Origin of the sequence: Scandinavium sp. NPDC088450, from assembly GCF_044900545.1 — a bacterium.
In the GTDB taxonomy this organism is placed as follows: domain Bacteria; phylum Pseudomonadota; class Gammaproteobacteria; order Enterobacterales; family Enterobacteriaceae; genus Scandinavium.
Genome location: NZ_JBJDNI010000001.1, coordinates 70677 through 88090 on the forward strand (window position 1 = coordinate 70677; position 17414 = coordinate 88090).

Below are 17414 nucleotides of genomic sequence, written 5' to 3' on the forward strand. Positions count from 1 at the left end.
CAAAAAAATTGTCCGAGGTGTATTTTGACGACAGAACAGACAAGGGAACTGTCGTCGCGATATGATTTTGGTAAGGGGTTCTGGAGAAAACAACAAAACCCTTATCGTCACTTACCTGTTGGAAGTTCAGGATGCCAGTGCAGAAGCCCTGTCATCGCGGCAAGGTATTTCTCGCTGGCTTCATCGGATGAAATCGGCGGGAACTCAGCGGTAATACAATGCAGGCCAATATCTGCGCACCAGCTGCCGAAGGAACCCGGTGTGGCATAGCCGACGCTGGTGACTAACGGCAATTCAAAGGCGTCAGCCAGCCATTTCCCTAGCACGGTCTGTTGCGGATCTTCAATGCAGGCCAACGGGTCATGGAACGAGACCACCCAGGATGGGTGAATTTTATGAATCAGTTGGCACAGTGCCTCGGTTTCGGGTTCGGAACCGGGGTTGTCGCCTGTCAGTAATACCACATCACGGCTTTCTGCCGAGCTGTTCCAGCGATAGACCGTTTCACCCGCCTTCCAGTTTGCCGCCGGGAAATTCCTGTTGAGATCCACGCCGTTGGCATTGGCGCGTAAGCCTAGCTGGCAACCGTCCGGATTGACGGTCAGCACCACATGGTGGCGACGTAAATCTGGCGCGAGCGTGCGCAGCGCACAGGAAAGCGTGACGATTGACGAGTTTTCATCGCCGTGAGTGCCCGCAATGATCAGGCCGCTGTTGTGATCGGCCAGCGGCGCGGGGAACCAGATGAGCGGGGCGCCCAGCAGTGAACGGCCATAGTGTTGCGTTCCCGGCGGGAACGCGCCGCGCTGTTGACGTGGTCGGGTGAAAGACATACTCATTCCTGCATTATGGTGTTGTTTCTGGCAGTGTTGTGCAAAACCGGCAGATAATCAACGGGTTTCCCGTGAGCATTTTCTGATGAATATTTCGCGCAGCCGTCAATTAATTGTCACAAGTCGTTTGCAATTCTTCCTGCCGAAACAAATAATTACCCGACTGAGTTGGCAGGGTATATCTGAATAAAGGGGATCCCATGAAGTTTCCTGTATCGCTTCTGTGTTATGCGCTGGCGCTGGGCGGCGTCTCTTCACTGGCTGTTGCGGCGGAGGTGCCGCAGGGTACCGTTCTGGCACAGCAGCAGACTCTGGTTCGCCATATTAAAGATGAACCCGCTTCGCTGGACCCGGCAAAAGCTGTGGGCTTGCCGGAAATTCAGGTGATCCGTGACCTGTTCGAAGGGCTGGTTAATCAGGATGGCAAAGGCAATATCATTCCGGGCGTCGCCACAAAATGGCAGACCAACGACAACCGCATCTGGACCTTCACGCTGCGTGACGATGCTAAATGGTCCGACGGCACGCCGGTCACCGCACAGGATTTCGTGTACAGCTGGCAGCGCCTGGTTGACCCGAAAACCACTTCACCGTTTGCGTGGTTTGCCGCACTGGCAGGCATCACCAACGCTCAGAACATTATCGATGGTAAAGCGACGCCCGATAAGCTGGGCGTGACGGCTGTCGATGCTAAAACCCTGCGCGTACAGCTTGATAAACCGCTGCCGTGGTTCGTGAATCTGACCGCTAACTTCTCGCTCTATCCTGTGCAGAAAGCCAACGTAGAAAGCGATCCAAACTGGACGCGCCCCGGCAAGCTCATCGGCAACGGAGCTTACGTGCTGAAAGAGCGTGTAGTGAACGAAAAACTGGTGGTCGTGCCGAATACCAGCTATTGGGATAACGCCAAAACGGTCATCAAACAGGTGACGTTTGTGCCGATTAACCAGGAATCTAACGCCACAAAACGCTACCTGGCGGGCGATATTGATATCACTGAATCGTTCCCAAAAAATCAGTACCAGCAGCTGCTGAAAGACATTCCGGGGCAAGTTTATACCCCGCCGCAGTTGGGAACCTATTACTACGCGTTTAACACGCAAAAAGGCCCGACTGCCGATGCGCGAGTCCGTCTGGCATTGAGCATGACTATCGATCGCCGGATCATGGCGGATAAAGTGCTGGGCACTGGCGAAAAACCCGCCTGGCGCTTCACGCCGGACGTGACCGCAGGCTTTACGCCGCAGTCTTCTGAAATGGAAAAAATGAGCCAGGAAGAGCTGAACGCGCAGGCCAAAACGCTGCTGACAGCGGCGGGATACGGCCCGAACCGCCCACTGAAACTGACGCTGCTGTATAACACCTCTGAAAACCACCAGAAGATTGCTATCGCCGTGGCCTCGATGTGGAAGAAAAATCTTGGTGTAGACGTGAAGCTGCAAAACCAGGAATGGAAGACTTATATCGACAGCCGTAACACCGGCAACTTCGACGTGATCCGCGCTTCCTGGGTAGGGGATTACAACGAGCCGTCCACCTTCCTGTCGTTGCTGACTTCAACCCACAGCGGCAACATTTCACGCTTTAACGATCCGGCGTATGACAAAGTCATTAACCAGGCCACGCTGGAAACGACCGAAAAAGCGCGTAATGCGGACTATAACGAAGCCGAAAAAATCATTGCTTCTCAGGCTCCGATTGCACCGATATATCAGTACACCAATGGGCGCTTGATCAAACCATGGCTGAAAGGTTATCCGATTGAGAACCCGGAAGACGTGGCGTACAGCCGGACGATGTACATCATCAAACATTGATCACTGCGTTCTTAATTAACCCGGCGACGTCTGCCGGGTTATTTGTCTGAAAACCACGTTCTTGACATGGATAAAGCTCCCGCTGCGAACTACGCTTTAAAAGATAGTCTGGAGTGGGAGGACTTATGTTGACGCATTCTGAAGCCAAGCGATGGGCGGCAATCATGCTTAAATCAGCACTCTGTGATGGTATGCAGGGCGAAGAAATTGCCCGTCAGGTCCATCTGGTCTGTGATAAACACGGCAAAGAGTGTCTGGAAGAATTAATCGAAGAAATTTTGATGGAGGCCGGGCGAATTGGGCCCCAGCATAGCGCTGGTGAGTTTAAGCACCATTAACGCCTCTGAGTGTAGAAACCGCCTGCGGGCGGTTTTTTTGTGCCTGACACACAGAAAAAAGCCCGCCGGAGGGCGGGCAAAACAGTTAAAGCAAATTATGCGTTAGCCTGACTCATCAGTCATCAAACTAACTGCGCTATTCTAGCGTGTATTCGCAGAGACTTAACCTGACAGAATTCGTAGGGTGTGGTGATTTATGCTGCAAGAACCCGATTTCGTCCGTCATTTTTGGCCTGATAAAGGGCTTTATCGACACGGCGAAACAACTCGTCGATAGTTTCTTCTGCCTGATGACGAGCCACACCAATGCTAACCGTGAAAGCGGGCAGGCCGTGTTCCTGCATTTTTGTGACGCTGTCACGTATTGTTTCTGCGATATCCAGTGCGGTATCCAGCGCCGTTCGCGGCAACAGCAGCACAAACTCTTCTCCTCCCCAACGGAAAATGAAGTCTCCGCTGCGGCAGCTGGCCTCAAGCACACGGGCGAGCTGTACCAGCACTTCATCGCCCAGAAGGTGACCATATTTGTCGTTAATCGCTTTAAAGTTGTCGGTATCGACGAGCAGTAAACAGTAATCACTTTTCAGGGGCAGATGCTTTGAGGTCTGGCTTTCGGTCAGGGCGTAGAACTGCCGCCGGTTTAACAGCCCGGTCAAGGAGTCTCTCAGGGCAGCATACTCCAGCTCTTGCTCCAGTCGTTTTTGCTCGGTGATATCGTGAATGATGCACAGCATCAGCTTGTCACCGCTGATCATGATCGGCCCAGCGTACGTCAACACATGGCGTGTCGAGCCATCCGCCATACGGTGCACAAAATAAAGCGGTTTATGTCCACCCGGCAGCCGCGCAATTTCCGCCATCACCGGCAAAACCTGGCGGCCCAGGGTGTTAATTTCCCAGGTATGCTTCTGGCACATCTCTTCCCGACGATAACCATAGAACCGCAGGGCAGCGATGTTCGCGTCAACGATCAGGCCGTCACGCGCAGGGTCAATCAGCAACATCGGCGCGGTGGTGGTGGTGAAGAAACGGTGATAGAAATTATGGCGACGAGATTTATAGCCTGCACCGTGAGTGGCGGCTTCGCTGGCGCCATGTTGAATATTTGCCCCTTCGAAAAGAATAAAAGGCGGCTTATCCGCAAACGCGGCGAGCGAGAGCCGACAGCGCAAGGGAAGCTCGCCTGTGGAGCCAGTGACGGTCCAGATCTCAACCACTTCATGCTGATGGTTAAGATCGGCCAGATACAGTGACAGCCGGGTTTGCGCACAAGCAGATAGCGCCCCAAACCGCAGGGCACTGACAGAACGCTCGCCTGTGAGTGCCTGAGCAGCATGATTAGCAAACACCAGCCGTTCATCAAAGGGATCAATTATCCAAACGGGCGTAGTCAGGTAATGGTAAGCGGACAGCTCTTCGGGCTTCATGCATTATCTCCTGGTCGTGCACTTGTTTGCCGCTGGCACGTAGTAAACATAATGCATTTTTTACCTCGTCAGGCCTGCTTTTTTTGCCCCGTCGCCAGTTGTTGTGCAACCCCCTGATTTTGCGTCTGTTCCAACTGCATCAGCAATTGAGGGATCTCCTTCGCGGGCAATGGCCGCGCGAACAAGAAGCCTTGCAAATAACCGCACCCCAGGCTGGTTAAGAGCTGCTGCTGATCCTGCGTTTCAATCCCTTCCGCCACCACGTTCATGTTCATGGAGTGGGCGATATCGATAATGGTCGCCACAATTTTGACATTCTTGCTGTTGTCGCGAATATCCCGGACAAAACTTTTATCGATTTTGAGTTCGCGAGCGGGCAGGTTTTTCAGCGTCAGCATGTTCGAGTAACCCGTGCCGAAGTCGTCAATAGAAACCGTAATGCCCAGACGGTTAAAGTCGTTGAGGATCTCAATGCTACGTTCCAGATTGCGCAGCGCCGTGCTTTCGGTCAGTTCAATGGTCAGGCGTGAAGGCGGCACGGCATGACGTGCCAACGCGCTGCAAATGGTGTCGTAAATGTCGTATTGTTCAAACTGTGCCGCGGACAGGTTGATGGAAAGGCTCCAGTCATGGCGGCCCTGATCGGCCCACTGGCGCAATTGCAGGCAAGCCTGATCGATAACCCAATAGCCGACAGGAATAATCAGCCCGGTGTTTTCCAGAGTGGGCAAAAACACTTCCGGCAGCAGCACGCCTTTTGCCGGATGATGCCAGCGAAGCAGGGCTTCAAAGCCATAAATGGTTTTCTGCCCGGCACGGTATTTCGGCTGGTACCACAACTCAAACTGGTCTCGCTCCAGCGCCTGGGTTAACGCCTGCAGAAACTCTGCGCCTTCCCAGGCTTTTTGCACCATTTCGGGGTGATAAATCGCCCAGCCGTTGCGGCCTTGCTGCTTGATGTTGTACATCGCGGTGTCCGCTCGCAGCTTGAGCTCTTGCAGGGTTTTGCCGTGATCGGGATAGAGGCTGATCCCCGCGCTGAGCGAAACCTGCAAAATCTGCCCGGATTCATAGAAAGGGCGACGAATGCTTTCCACAAGACGTGAAGCCAAATCCTCGACATCGCCCTGTCTGGCACCCGGCACCAGCAAAATAAACTCATCCCCACCGAGCCGGGCAAGTGTCATTTTGGGCGTAAGGCAGGCGCTGATTCGATTGGCGACGGAGACCAGCAGGTGATCGCCAACGTGGTGGCCCCAGGCATCGTTGACCAGTTTGAAGCGGTCAAGATCCATAAAAATCAGCGCGAAAGGCGCGAGGGTAATTTGCGACTGCTGCAAACAGGCTTCAAGCCGTAAATCAATCTGACTTCGGTTGGCAAGACCGGTCAGTCCATCAAAACGCGCCTGCTGTTCAAGCTGCTGGTTCAGTTGCTGCAGATTTTCCGTCAGACGATTAGTCCGCAGTTGCGAATCCACCATTGAAATGATCAGCATTATGCCAAGAATGGTCAGCGTCACCGCTGATACCCAGATGGAAAGGCCCAGCTCGCTGACACCGCCATTCATGTAGTGACCACTGTCAACGAACTCTGCGGCGCTCATACCGGTGTAGTGCATCGCTGCAATGGCGATGCCCATGACCACCGCGGCCGTCATGCGATTGATCAACGCGCCTTTACTGTTGAGCCTCAGGCTGAAGGCAAGCCAAAGGCCGACGCCAGACGCGACAATGGCGATGATCACCGATAACACGACGAGACCGTAATTCCAGTCGATGCCATCATCCATCATCAGCGCAGCCATGCCGACATAATGCATCACCACCACGCCGCTGCTGAGGATGGCCGTGGCGAGACAGAGACGCTTAAGGGAAAGGATATTGCCATTCACGGCGATATTGATAGACAACGTGGCGGCAACAATAGCGACCAACAATGAAAATGCGGTGATCGCCAGATCGTAATGCATCATCATCGGCATTTTCATCGCCAGCATGCCAATAAAATGCATCGACCAAATCCCAATCCCGAGCGTAGCACCCCCGGCAATACGCCAGAAGAGGGCGGCATTTTTAGTGGACGCCGCAATTTTGGCGGCACTGTCCAGCGCCACAAATGATGCAATAAACGCTACCAGAAACGAAATGCCGACCAGAACCGGGTCCCACGAAACGTACAGCATCATGCAATCCACGTCTTTTTAAGGTTGTTAAAGTAATGTAACAGTAAATTCAGGGCGGGTGCTATTGAAATAAAAGTGAAGAAACCCCGTATTTCTGTTGATTGATGAACGATTAACCGAAGGTGACAACGGCCACTTAATCGTCGTTCCCTTTCCACTCAGATAATTAAGTATTGCTTAATTATGCTAAAGCACCAATAACATCAAACCCGTTTTGCTGGCACATTAATAAAATTTTGTGCTTGTTTTTGATGTGATCTGTGTCGGTTTTAGCGTTATATCCTGTGGCTGTCGGTCAGCGTCAGATAACTATTTTGCTAAAGCGAAACTACCCCTTTTAAACGGCGAATAGTAGTTTCTCATGGAAAGTATATTGAAATAGCAGGGGCGAGTGCTATAAACATATCACCCCTCCGAGTGTCTTTGTGAGTCTGATTATGCTTAGAAATATTAGTGTCAGAACCTTCATATTGATGTTTTTGCTGGCGGTTTTTATTGTTATTGATATTTTGGCTGTCCTCCTCGCGGCGAATGCCGCTGTGCTTGTCATGTTTAATATCAGTTGGGTGATTGCGGTCTCGTTATTATGGCTTTATATGACGAAGTACCTCGTTACGCCGATTAATGCAGTGAAACGAAGTATTGATGAGGTCACTTCTGGCAATCTTTCGGTCAACATTCCTGAATTTGGTAACAACTGTGCCGGACGCCTTATTCCTGGAATAAATAGCCTGTCGAGTAATATCTCTACTCTGGTGTCAGAAATTCGCGCTTCGTCGCAGACGGCGATGACGCTTTCTGAACAATTAGCCAACCGCAGTGCGGAATTGTCGGTGAAAACGGAACAGCAGTCTGCGACCCTGATGCAGACGGCCTCCAGCATGGAAGAAATTGCCGCCAGTACCAAAAATAATGCTGAGAATACGCGCCTCGCCAGCGACCGGGCCGGAGACGCAACGCTGTGTGCCCGTAAAGGTGGCGATTTGATGGTCGATGTGGCCACCAACATGCAATCGATAACGGACTGTGCCAAACAGATGGCGGAAATCATCACCCTGATTGACGGCATCGCCTTCCAGACGAACATTCTGGCTCTGAACGCGGCGGTAGAAGCAGCCCGTGCAGGCGACCACGGGAAAGGCTTCTCGGTGGTGGCGGGTGAGGTTCGTAATCTGGCACATCGCAGTGCAGAAGCCGCGAAGAACATCAAAACGCTGATCAGTGTGACGAATGATAACGTGACACAGGGGGCGAATATCGTGGCGGAAGCGGAAAAAAACATGCAGGAAATTGTCTCGGGTTCAGGCTTATTAAGCAGCCTGATGGAGCAAATATCTTGCTCGACACTGCAACAAGAAAAAGGCATTGAACAAATAACTCTCGCGTTATCTGAGCTGGAAAAAGTGACTCAAAGTAACGTGGCGGTCGTTGAGGAACTGGCTGGATCGTCTGATGTGCTTAAACATCAAGTGGTCGAGCTTCAAACCCGCACGCGTAATTTCCGTCTCGGTAATGAAACCGTATCAGAAATGACTCCTGTAATGCAGGAGAGACCTCAAGTTGTGCCTGCTGTGAGCAATGAGCAAAATTATTGGCATTCGTTCTAACCATCTCTTCATCTATCCCTCATTATTTTTTCAGGCCTGGTTATCCAGGCCTTTTTTTATTGCCCATATTCCCCGCGTTCATTCTTGTTAACGATTTGTTTGTTGCTGCCAACGAAGTGCTGCCAGATAATTCCGCTTTCGTGAGCAAATTCAGTGCTATGCCTGATGCACCTATTGCTTAATGATGTGTCGACGCTAGACTCAATGGCATGTGTAAAAGATTAACGGAGGCGCTGTGGAAGCCATTAAGGGAGCCGATGTGAATGTACCTGATGCAGTGTTTGCCTGGTTACTGGACGGCAAAGGCGGAGTCATTCCGCTGCAGGATGAGAGCGCGATTGATAAAGAGAACCCGTGCTGGCTCCATCTGAACTATACCCATCCCAGGAGCGCCGAATGGCTGGCGACAACACCGTTGCTGCCAAACAGCGTTCGTGATGCGCTTGCGGGCGACAGCTTGCGTCCAAGGGTGACGCGAGTGGGTGAGGGAACGCTGATCACGCTGCGTTGCATTAACGGCAGCACCGATGAGCGGCCAGACCAGCTGGTCGCGATGCGTTTGTATATGGATGAGCGGCTGATTGTCTCAACTCGCCAACGCAAAGTGCTCGCGCTGGATGACGTGGTAAAAGACCTGGAAGAGGGCACCGGCCCGACAGACTGCGGCAGTTGGCTGGTGGATGTCTGCGATGCGCTGACCGATCATGCCAGTGAGTTTATCGAAGAGCTGCATGACAGGATCATCGATCTGGAAGACAACTTGCTCGACCAGCAGGTGCCACCTCGCGGTATCCTCGCGCTGCTGCGTAAACAACTCATTGTGATGCGTCGTTATATGGCCCCGCAGCGTGATGTGTACTCGCGCCTGGCCAGTGAACGCTTTGCGTGGATGACTGACGATCACCGCCGCCGAATGCAGGATATTTCCGACAGGTTAGGCCGCGGTCTGGACGAAATTGACGCCTGCATCGCCCGAACGGGTGTGATGGCTGATGAAATCGCGCAGGTTATGCAGGAGTCGCTTGCCAGAAGAACCTACACCATGTCACTGATGGCGATGGTCTTTTTGCCCAGCACCTTCCTGACAGGGCTGTTTGGTGTCAACCTGGGCGGGATCCCAGGCGGTGGCTGGCAGTTCGGTTTCTCGCTGTTTTGTATTGGACTGGTGGTGCTGATCGGGGGTGTTACATGGTGGTTGCATCGCAGTAAATGGTTGTAAAATTACACAATTACGGCCCCGCACAAGCCTAAAAAAGCCGCTAAATTTGAGCGAAGTCAATAAACCTCTACCCCATTCAGGGCACTATCTCTCTCGCAGGTGAATGCAACGTCAAGCGATGGGCGTTGCGCTCCATATTGTCTTACTTCCTTTTTTGAATTACTGCATAGCACAATTGATTCGTACGACGCCGACTTAGATAAGTCGGCTTTTTTTTGCCTTTTTTTCCTGAACGACCAGGCTTAACACTCACCCGAAATGTTCGGAGGCAAAGATGACTTCACGAATGAGCGACCCCATCCCAACGGATCCCGTTCCGGTGCCCGATCCCATCCCAAGACCCCAACCGATTCCCGATCCGCCGCTCGACCCTGATCCTCATCCGATTATGTTTGGCTAGCGGTAGAAGTAAAAAGCCCTCCATTCGGAGGGCTTCGTGTCATTTGATTTCGACGATATCGAGTCGATTGGCGAGGATGTCCGTTTCTTCGTCTTCCGGCTTCCAGCCTGCTGGCTGCAGCGGGATATCTTCCCGGTCAAACGCCAGGTCGCCGCCGTTCACTACCTCAGCGCCGTGTGTCAGACCTTTGAAGTCGAACATCTCGGTGTCGCACAGGTGAGAAGGGACCACGTTCTGCATCGCGCTGAACATCGTTTCGATGCGCCCAGGATAACGTTTATCCCAGTCACGCAGCATGTCGCCGATAACCTGACGTTGCAGGTTTGGCTGTGAACCGCAGAGGTTGCACGGAATGATCGGGAACGCTTTCGCTTCGGCGAAACGTTCAATGTCTTTCTCACGGCAGTAAGCCAGCGGACGGATAACAATATGCTTGCCATCGTCGCTCATCAGTTTCGGTGGCATGCCTTTCATTTTGCCGCCGTAGAACATGTTCAGGAACAGGGTCTGCAGGATGTCGTCACGATGGTGGCCGAGGGCGATTTTGGTCGCGCCCAGTTCTGTCGCCGTGCGGTAGAGAATGCCGCGACGCAGGCGAGAGCAAAGAGAACAGGTGGTCTTGCCCTCTGGAATTTTCTCTTTAACGATGCCGTAAGTGTTCTCTTCAACAATTTTGTATTCGACACCAAGCGCTTCAAGATAAGCCGGGAGAATGTGTTCCGGGAAGCCTGGCTGCTTCTGGTCAAGGTTGACGGCAATCAGGCTGAAGTTAACCGGGGCGCTTTGTTGTAAATTGCGCAAAATTTCCAGCATTGTGTAGCTGTCTTTGCCGCCAGAGAGGCAAACCATAATGCGATCGCCTTCCTCAATCATGTTGAAGTCAGCAATGGCTTCGCCCACGTTACGACGCAGACGCTTTTGCAATTTGTTCAGGTTGTATTGGTCTTTCTTACTAATATCTTGATTTTGCGACATTTAATGATGGCTCGGGTCGTTTGTAAATGGCAACCAGCGTCAGGGAGACTGACAAACATCGGTATTCACGACGGATTGTAGCAATAATCTGTGGCAGCCAGGACGATAATCTGGCGTGTATGGTACGGATTACGCTGACGAATGCCAGCCCTGAATGATGTCGCAAGGTGTTTATCTGCCAGATTGCCGGTCATGACTGATGGGCTGCATCAGCTCTTTTAACAGCGCGTAACGCTCTTCGGGTGTTAACCAGAAAGGGGCCAATGCTTTGGCTGTGTCCGGCTCTTTTTGCCAAAATGCGCGCATTGTCTTGAGGTAATTCTCGATGCTTTTGCTCATGATGTGATCTCCTGTAGGGGTGAACTCACTGTAGTGAACAAAAACCTGAAGAAAAACGGATAGGATATAAAATAGACTTCCGGGTTTGTGGCAAGCGGGGCTTCTGAATAGACGTTATTCTTGTCTGAATAATAACCTGTCCCAAGGAATAAAAGTTTGCATCTATTCCTGTTTAAGCGCTGAAAATAATAAACCCGCCACAAGGGCGGGTTGTATTGACAACTTTTCTGTCACTCGTCGACTTAGAACTGGTAAACCAGACCTGTCGCCACGATATTGTCAGTGCCGATACCGTTGTTGCGGTAGAAGCTGTCGTTGTTGTCCAGCAGGTTGATTTTATAATCAACGTAGGTAGACATATTTTTGTTGAAGTAGTAGGTCGCGCCAATATCCACGTATTTAACCAGATCTTTGTCGCCGTCAACGCCGTTCACGCCCAGATCCTGGCCTTTAGACTGCAGGTAGGAAATAGCCGGACGCAGACCGAAATCGAACTGATATTGTGCAGTCACTTCGAAGTTTTTGGTTTTGTTTGCAATACCGTTGCCATCACCGTATGGGGTCATGTTACGGGTTTCAGAATACATGGTTGCCAGGTAGACGTTGTTCGCGTCGTATTTCAGGCCAGCAGTCCACGCATCGGCTTTGTCGCCTTTCGCGGTGCTGAGGGTTTGCTGGTCGTTAGTACGATCGGAAGAGGCGTAGGCCGCACCCGCGCTGAAGCCTTCACCGAAATCATAGGTAGAGGAGATGCCCCAACCGTCGCCGTTGGCGTTACGGTATTCGCGATCGCCGTTGTTGGTGCCTTCACCGGAACCTGGGTTCTCGTTTTTACCCTGGTACTGAACAGCGAAGTTCAGACCATCAACCAGACCGAAGAAATCGCTGTTGCGGTAAGTCGCAACGCCGTTCGCACGGTTGGTCATGAAGTTGTCGGCTTTGGAGTAAGAGTCACCGCCAAATTCTGGCAGCACATCGGTCCAGGCTTCCACGTCGTACAGAACGCCGTAGTTACGGCCGTAATCGAATGAACCGTAGTCACCGAATTTCAGACCAGCGAAGGCCAGACGAGTCCATGCCTGGTTACCGTCAGCACTTTCAGCGTTGTTCGCCTGCACGTTGTATTCCCACTGGCCATAACCGGTCAGTTGGTCGTTGATCTGAGTTTCACCTTTGAAGCCCAGACGAATGTAGGACTGGTCGCCATCAGCGCCTTTGTCATCGGAGAAGTAGTGCAGACCGTCTACTTTGCCGTACAAATCCAGCTTGTTACCGTCTTTGTTATAAATTTCTGCTGCGTGAACAGCACCTGCGGTTAATAACGCAGGGATCATCAGGGCCAGTACTTTTCTTTTCATTGAAATAATCCTTTAAGCTGTTTTTATACTTTTGCTTCCTTTGGGAAGTGCAGCAATCCTAATGGAGAGATATCTAAAGAAGGTAAGTTTCAATTGTAACCATATGAGTAAAATCTCAATGAAATAATTCAAATGAAATCATTATTGGCAAAATATATGAATAATGCTTAACCATTCATGATAAAAATTATACAGATTTCAAAATTGTCGCTAAGATCGCGCCGTTATATGCCTATATTGTCACACAAATTAAGCATGTTGCTGTGTGTATTTTTTTAATTGTTATTTTGTCAATGTTAAAAATGACAAGCCCGAACGATTGTTCGGGCTTTTTTATTTAATTTTAAATTTTACATCTTATTCGTCGCTGGAGGCTTTTTCCGCTTTACCGGCCATTTGCGCGAGGAAATCATACCGTTTTTGTAAATCCGCCGCGGCGTCCTGCCATAATTGCTCTGCGACTTCTGGCTGCTGTGCATTCAGGCGACGGAAACGTTGCTCTTTCATCAATGTGTCCGCGAGCGCATCAGAAGGTGGGCGAGAGTCCAGCGCCAGTGGCAGTTTGCCTTCATCGACGCGACGTGGGTCGAAGCGATAAAGCGGCCAGAAACCGGTCGCGGTAAGCTGGCGCATCTGATCATGGCTCAACGCCAGATCGTAACCGTGTTCTTCGCAAGGGCTGTAGGCAATGATCAGCGACGGGCCAGGATAAGCTTCGGCTTCCTGAATCGCCTTCACGGTCTGATTAAGCTGCGCACCCAGCGAAATTTGCGCCACATAAACATGCCCGTACATCATCATGCTAACGCCAAGGTCCTTCCTCGCTTTGCGCTTGCCGTGTTCGCCAAACTTGGTGACTGCGCCCAGTGGGGTCGCTTTCGAAGCCTGTCCGCCTGTGTTCGAGTAACACTGCGTATCCAGCACCAAAATGTTGACGTTCTCGGTCAAACTCAGGACATGATCGAGGCCGCCAAAGCCGATGTCGTAAGCCCAGCCGTCACCGCCAATTAGCCAGATGGATTTCTCGACCAAAGCATCCGCGTCAGTCAACAGTTCTGCCGCACCTTCAACACCTTGTAAGTGTTTACGCAGGGCAGCAACTTGCTCACGACGAACTTCTGGCGTCGCTTCGGCATGCAATGCTTCATTAAGTTCAGCAGGCAGTTTATCCGCGAAGGTGTCCAGCAGGCGCATGACACGCTGGCGATGCTGGTCGACTGACAGGCGGAAGCCCAGACCAAACTCAGCATTATCTTCGAACAATGAGTTCGCCCAGGCCGGGCCACGGCCGTTGATATCCGTGGTGTACGGCGTTGAGGGCAGGTTGCCGCCATAAATAGAAGAACAACCGGTGGCGTTGGCAATCAGCATGCGATCACCATAAAGCTGAGTCAGCAGCTTGATGTAAGGTGTTTCGCCACAGCCGGAGCACGCGCCAGAATATTCAAACAGCGGAGTGATGAGCTGTGAAGTGCGTATGTCGATACGTTCCAGTTTGCTGCGGTCGATCTCTGGCAGGTCGAGGAAGAAATCGTAATTCACTTTTTCTTCTTCTACATGCTCAAGACGCGACATCATGTTGATGGCTTTGATTTCAGGATCCTGACGATCTTTAGCCGGGCAAACTTCTACGCACAGATTACAGCCAGTGCAGTCTTCCGGTGCAACCTGCAGCACGTATTTCTGGCCGCGCATGTCGCGTGATTTCACATCTAAAGAGTGCAGGCTGGCTGGCGCATTCTCCATATCCTCAGGAGAAACCACTTTGGCGCGGATCGCCGAGTGCGGGCAAGCCGCCACGCAGTGGTTGCACTGAGTACAAAGGTCTTCCTTCCAGATAGGGATCTCTTCGGCAATATTGCGTTTTTCCCAGCGGGTCGTGCCTACTGGCCAGGTGCCGTCAGGCGGCAGGGCGGAAACCGGCAGCGCATCGCCAAGCCCGGCAAGCATCGCCGCGGTAACGGTTTTGACAAAATCTGGCGCGGCATCGGACACCACCGGCGGCCGATTCGGGCTGCTACCATCGACGGGTTGTAACGGCACCTCAGCGAGATTTTCACGCGCCATTGCCAGCGCCTGCCAGTTACGCTCCACCAGCTCCTGACCTTTGCTGCTGTAACTTTTCGCGATGGCTCCCTGAAGTTCAACCAATGCGCTGTCGCCGGGCAGGATTTGGGTCAACTGGAAAAACGCCATCTGCATGACGGTGTTGATACGAGCCGCAAGCCCACATTCACGAGCGATTTTGGCGGCGTTCACGACATAGAAACGCGCTTTTTTCTGGTTCAGGACAGCCTGCACTTCCTGAGGCAGACGCGACCAGACTTCTTCGGCACTGTAAGGCGTGTTGAGCAGGAAAATCCCGCCAGGCTTCAGGCGTTCAGCCATCTGATACTTGTCGATAAACTGCAACTGGTGACAGCCGACAAAATCCGCCTGAGAAACCAGATACGCTGAACGAATCGGTTTCTCTGAGACTCGCAAGTGGGAAACCGTCAGGCCGCCCGCTTTTTTCGAGTCATAGACGAAATAGCCCTGCGCATACCACGGCGTAGAATTACCAATAATTTTGATGTTGTTCTTGGTGGCGGAAACGCTGCCATCACTGCCGAGGCCGTAAAACAGCGCCTCCAGCCGAGCTGTGGAAGGCAGGGTATTTTCCGGGAGCGGCAACGAAAGGTTGGTCACATCGTCGTAGATACCTACGGTGAAACGTGGCTTCGGCTTTGCCGTGCTCAGTTCGTTGAAAATCGCCAGCACGCAGTCTGGGCCAAATTCTTTAGAAGACAGGCCATAACGTCCGCCAATGACACGTGGTAAAAACTCACGCGTTCCTGCATTAAAGGCTTCGGCGAGGGCGCTCATTACATCGAGATACAGCGGTTCTGCGTGTGCACCAGGTTCTTTGGTGCGGTCAAGGACGGCAACCGTTTTTACCGACTGCGGGAGTTCAGCAATCAAATGTTCAGCGGAGAAAGGACGGTACAGACGCACTTTGAGCACGCCGACTTTTTCCCCGCGAGTCAGCAATTCATCAACAACTTCTTCGCAGGTACCGATGGCCGATCCCATTAACACCACAACGCGCTCAGCCTGTGGGTGCCCGTAGTATTCAAACGGCTTGTACTGGCGACCCGTTGCGGCGGCAAAATCATTCATTGCCTGTACAACGTGCTGATACACGGCGTCGTACCACGGGTTGGTGGCTTCGCGAGACTGGAAGTAGGTGTCCGGGTTGGCGGACGTTCCACGAATAACCGGATGCTCAGGGTTTAACGCACGTTCACGATGGGCATCAATCTCCGCCTGGGGCAGCAAATTCTGAATCGTGTCATCCGCTAGCGGAACGATTTTGTTGATCTCGTGTGAGGTGCGGAAACCATCGAAGAAATGGATAAAAGGCACGCGGCTTTTGAGCGTGGCGATATGGGAAATGAGGGCGAAATCCTGAGCTTCCTGCACGCTGCCGGCGCTTAGCATCGCGCAACCTGTCTGGCGGATAGCCATCACGTCTGAATGATCGCCAAAAATAGAAAGGGCGTGGGTCGCGACCGTACGGGCGGCGACGTGCAATACAAAGGGAGTCAGTTGCCCGGCGAGCTTGTAAAGCGTTGGGATCATCAACAGCAATCCCTGAGAAGACGTAAACGATGTCGAGAGCGCGCCGGTCTGCAATGCACCGTGCACGGCGGCAATCGCGCCAGCTTCTGACTGCATTTCAACCACCCGCGGCACGTCGCCCCAGATGTTTTTCAGCCCGTTACCCGCCCACGCATCAGCCAGTTCTGCCATGGTAGAACTCGGCGTAATGGGGTAGATGGCGATTACTTCACTGGCGCGAAACGCCACCGACGCGACAGCGCCATTACCATCAGTTGTAATCATGTGACACCCTTACATTGCGCAAGAAAAGGGACCCGTGATACGTCGACGAGTCCTGTAATTATCCTTTTATTTTAGCAAAGGGTCGGGAAAGCCATTTTTGCTTTTGTGTCCTTGGTGTTCATTTGAGCAGAAGTGAGAGAGGGATTTAGGCGATAAAAATTGCGAGAAATTGTTTCCAGGCCAGGTTTTGCGCGTTTCGTCTCTCGACGGCAGGCCGCTTGCTGCCTATTATGAACAGGTTTTGCTAACGTTTTTGACAGGGGAGTGTAAAGAGAATGCGAGCAGCTTTTTGGGTAGGGTGCGCGGCACTGTTATTGTCCGCATGCAGCAGTGAACCAGAACAGCAGGCCACAGCGGCACACGTCACGCCAGGAATGCGTGCGGCGATGTCAGATTCCGGGCAGGCCAACTGCGCGATGATTGGCGGCGCGTTATCCGTTGCCCGTCAGCTTGATGGCTCGGCCATCGGGATGTGCGCATTACCCAATGGCAAGCGATGCAGCGAGCAGTCTCTTGCCACCGGGAGCTGCGGCAACTACTGAGTCACTCAGTTCACCAGATCGGCGAGTTTATACACCAGCGAATCGTGAGATGTCGCGAGCGTTAATTGATTGGCGGTCAAATCCACCTGAACGCCGTCATGCAGCATCGCGCTCAACAGGCTATCCAGTTGATTCATTTGTGGATCGGTGCAAAGCATGCGCGTCATTGCCAGGTTTTTCACCTTGAGCTCGCCGTCAGACAATTTCCCTTCACCCGTGAAACGGTTACACATGTTGCCGGACACGTGCATCTTCTCGCCGAAGCTCAGCTCCAGCGGTTTATCACTGCTAACGTTCTTGCCGTTGACACTTTCCAGCACAAAACGATGGTGCTGAAGCTGTTCAGGCTGGGTAGTGACGTCGCTGGTGGACACACAGCCTGCCAGCAGCATTCCGGCCGCCAACAATGCGGCGCTCATTTTTATATGACTCATTAACTATTCACCAAATAAATATTACCAAACCAGAATGACATTCTGGTACCGGGTGGG

The 17414-nt window shown here is 52.2% G+C and carries 13 protein-coding genes and 1 pseudogene; 6 read left to right on the forward strand and 8 right to left on the reverse strand.

What is annotated here, in order from left to right; genetic code table 11:
- Positions 1–107: 107 nt before the first annotated feature.
- A complete protein-coding gene (mpaA, locus tag ACI2I2_RS00340; RefSeq protein ID WP_404656068.1) occupies positions 108–833 on the reverse strand; it encodes a murein tripeptide amidase MpaA in 726 nt (241 codons plus the stop codon).
- A gap of 200 nt (positions 834–1033) precedes the next feature.
- Between mpaA and ACI2I2_RS00345 the strand changes: the two genes are divergently transcribed.
- The gene (locus ACI2I2_RS00345; RefSeq protein WP_404656069.1) at positions 1034–2650 is read left to right on the forward strand and encodes an ABC transporter substrate-binding protein; all 1617 of its coding nucleotides are present in this window, start codon (positions 1034–1036) and stop codon (positions 2648–2650) included.
- A 125-nt stretch (positions 2651–2775) separates the two neighbouring features.
- Positions 2776–2988 (forward strand): hypothetical protein, encoded by a 213-nt coding sequence (locus ACI2I2_RS00350; protein ID WP_330981817.1) that lies wholly within the window; start codon positions 2776–2778, stop codon positions 2986–2988.
- A 194-nt stretch (positions 2989–3182) separates the two neighbouring features.
- Here ACI2I2_RS00350 and ACI2I2_RS00355 read toward each other — a convergent pair whose 3' ends face one another.
- Together ACI2I2_RS00355 and ACI2I2_RS00360 are read right to left on the reverse strand one after the other, a co-directional pair.
- On the reverse strand, positions 3183–4415 hold the full coding sequence (locus ACI2I2_RS00355) for a GGDEF domain-containing protein (RefSeq protein WP_404656070.1): 1233 nt from the start codon (positions 4413–4415) through the stop codon (positions 3183–3185).
- A gap of 68 nt (positions 4416–4483) precedes the next feature.
- Positions 4484–6598 (reverse strand): putative bifunctional diguanylate cyclase/phosphodiesterase, encoded by a 2115-nt coding sequence (locus ACI2I2_RS00360; RefSeq protein WP_404656466.1) that lies wholly within the window; start codon positions 6596–6598, stop codon positions 4484–4486.
- A gap of 548 nt (positions 6599–7146) precedes the next feature.
- On the opposite strand from ACI2I2_RS00360, the gene ACI2I2_RS00365 reads away from it, so the two are divergent.
- The 3 genes and pseudogenes from ACI2I2_RS00365 to ACI2I2_RS00375 form a co-directional block, all read left to right on the forward strand.
- A complete protein-coding gene (locus tag ACI2I2_RS00365; RefSeq protein WP_404656071.1) occupies positions 7147–8205 on the forward strand; it encodes a methyl-accepting chemotaxis protein in 1059 nt (352 codons plus the stop codon).
- A gap of 235 nt (positions 8206–8440) precedes the next feature.
- Positions 8441–9424: a zinc transporter ZntB gene (gene zntB, locus ACI2I2_RS00370; protein WP_404656072.1), complete on the forward strand. Its 984-nt coding sequence runs from the start codon at positions 8441–8443 to the stop codon at positions 9422–9424.
- 274 nt (positions 9425–9698) lie between these two features.
- A pseudogene (locus tag ACI2I2_RS00375) lies at positions 9699–9803 on the forward strand (hypothetical protein); the annotation flags it as partial.
- A 60-nt stretch (positions 9804–9863) separates the two neighbouring features.
- On the opposite strand, the gene ttcA reads toward ACI2I2_RS00375, so the two are convergent.
- The 4 genes from ttcA to nifJ all read right to left on the reverse strand — a co-directional run bounded on the left by ttcA (position 9864) and on the right by nifJ (position 16381).
- Entirely contained in the window at positions 9864–10799 is a 936-nt protein-coding gene (gene ttcA, locus ACI2I2_RS00380; RefSeq protein ID WP_404656073.1) for a tRNA 2-thiocytidine(32) synthetase TtcA, read from the reverse strand.
- Between the two features lie 171 nt (positions 10800–10970).
- Complete coding sequence (locus ACI2I2_RS00385; RefSeq protein ID WP_404656074.1) at positions 10971–11138, reverse strand: hypothetical protein; 168 nt, start codon at positions 11136–11138, stop codon at positions 10971–10973.
- A 242-nt stretch (positions 11139–11380) separates the two neighbouring features.
- Complete coding sequence (ompC, locus tag ACI2I2_RS00390) at positions 11381–12496, reverse strand: porin OmpC (protein WP_404656075.1); 1116 nt, start codon at positions 12494–12496, stop codon at positions 11381–11383.
- 357 nt (positions 12497–12853) lie between these two features.
- The gene (gene nifJ, locus ACI2I2_RS00395) at positions 12854–16381 is read right to left on the reverse strand and encodes a pyruvate:ferredoxin (flavodoxin) oxidoreductase (RefSeq protein ID WP_404656076.1); all 3528 of its coding nucleotides are present in this window, start codon (positions 16379–16381) and stop codon (positions 12854–12856) included.
- A 275-nt stretch (positions 16382–16656) separates the two neighbouring features.
- Between nifJ and ACI2I2_RS00400 the strand changes: the two genes are divergently transcribed.
- Positions 16657–16923: a DUF333 domain-containing protein gene (locus ACI2I2_RS00400; RefSeq protein WP_404656077.1), complete on the forward strand. Its 267-nt coding sequence runs from the start codon at positions 16657–16659 to the stop codon at positions 16921–16923.
- 5 nt (positions 16924–16928) lie between these two features.
- On the opposite strand, the gene hslJ is transcribed toward ACI2I2_RS00400, so the two are convergent.
- Positions 16929–17348, reverse strand: a complete 420-nt coding sequence (gene hslJ / locus ACI2I2_RS00405; protein ID WP_404656467.1) for a heat shock protein HslJ — start codon at positions 17346–17348, stop codon at positions 16929–16931.
- Between the last annotated feature and the right edge of the window lie 66 nt (positions 17349–17414).

Bases quoted from the DNA above. Each gene is read 5' to 3' on its own strand.
- ACI2I2_RS00400 (WP_404656077.1), top strand. From the start codon at position 16,657: ATGCGAGCAGCTTTTTGGGTAGGGTGCGCGGCACTGTTATTGTCCGCA.
- ACI2I2_RS00365 (WP_404656071.1), top strand. From the start codon at position 7,147: ATGTTTAATATCAGTTGGGTGATTGCGGTCTCGTTATTATGGCTTTAT.
- ACI2I2_RS00355 (WP_404656070.1), bottom strand. From the start codon at position 4,415: ATGAAGCCCGAAGAGCTGTCCGCTTACCATTACCTGACTACGCCCGTT.
- ttcA (WP_404656073.1), bottom strand. From the start codon at position 10,799: ATGTCGCAAAATCAAGATATTAGTAAGAAAGACCAATACAACCTGAAC.
- nifJ (WP_404656076.1), bottom strand. From the start codon at position 16,381: ATGATTACAACTGATGGTAATGGCGCTGTCGCGTCGGTGGCGTTTCGC.
- ACI2I2_RS00345 (WP_404656069.1), top strand. From the start codon at position 1,034: ATGAAGTTTCCTGTATCGCTTCTGTGTTATGCGCTGGCGCTGGGCGGC.
- ACI2I2_RS00350 (WP_330981817.1), top strand. From the start codon at position 2,776: ATGTTGACGCATTCTGAAGCCAAGCGATGGGCGGCAATCATGCTTAAA.
- ompC (WP_404656075.1), bottom strand. From the start codon at position 12,496: ATGAAAAGAAAAGTACTGGCCCTGATGATCCCTGCGTTATTAACCGCA.
- ACI2I2_RS00385 (WP_404656074.1), bottom strand. From the start codon at position 11,138: ATGAGCAAAAGCATCGAGAATTACCTCAAGACAATGCGCGCATTTTGG.
- mpaA (WP_404656068.1), bottom strand. From the start codon at position 833: ATGTCTTTCACCCGACCACGTCAACAGCGCGGCGCGTTCCCGCCGGGA.
- ACI2I2_RS00360 (WP_404656466.1), bottom strand. From the start codon at position 6,598: ATGCTGTACGTTTCGTGGGACCCGGTTCTGGTCGGCATTTCGTTTCTG.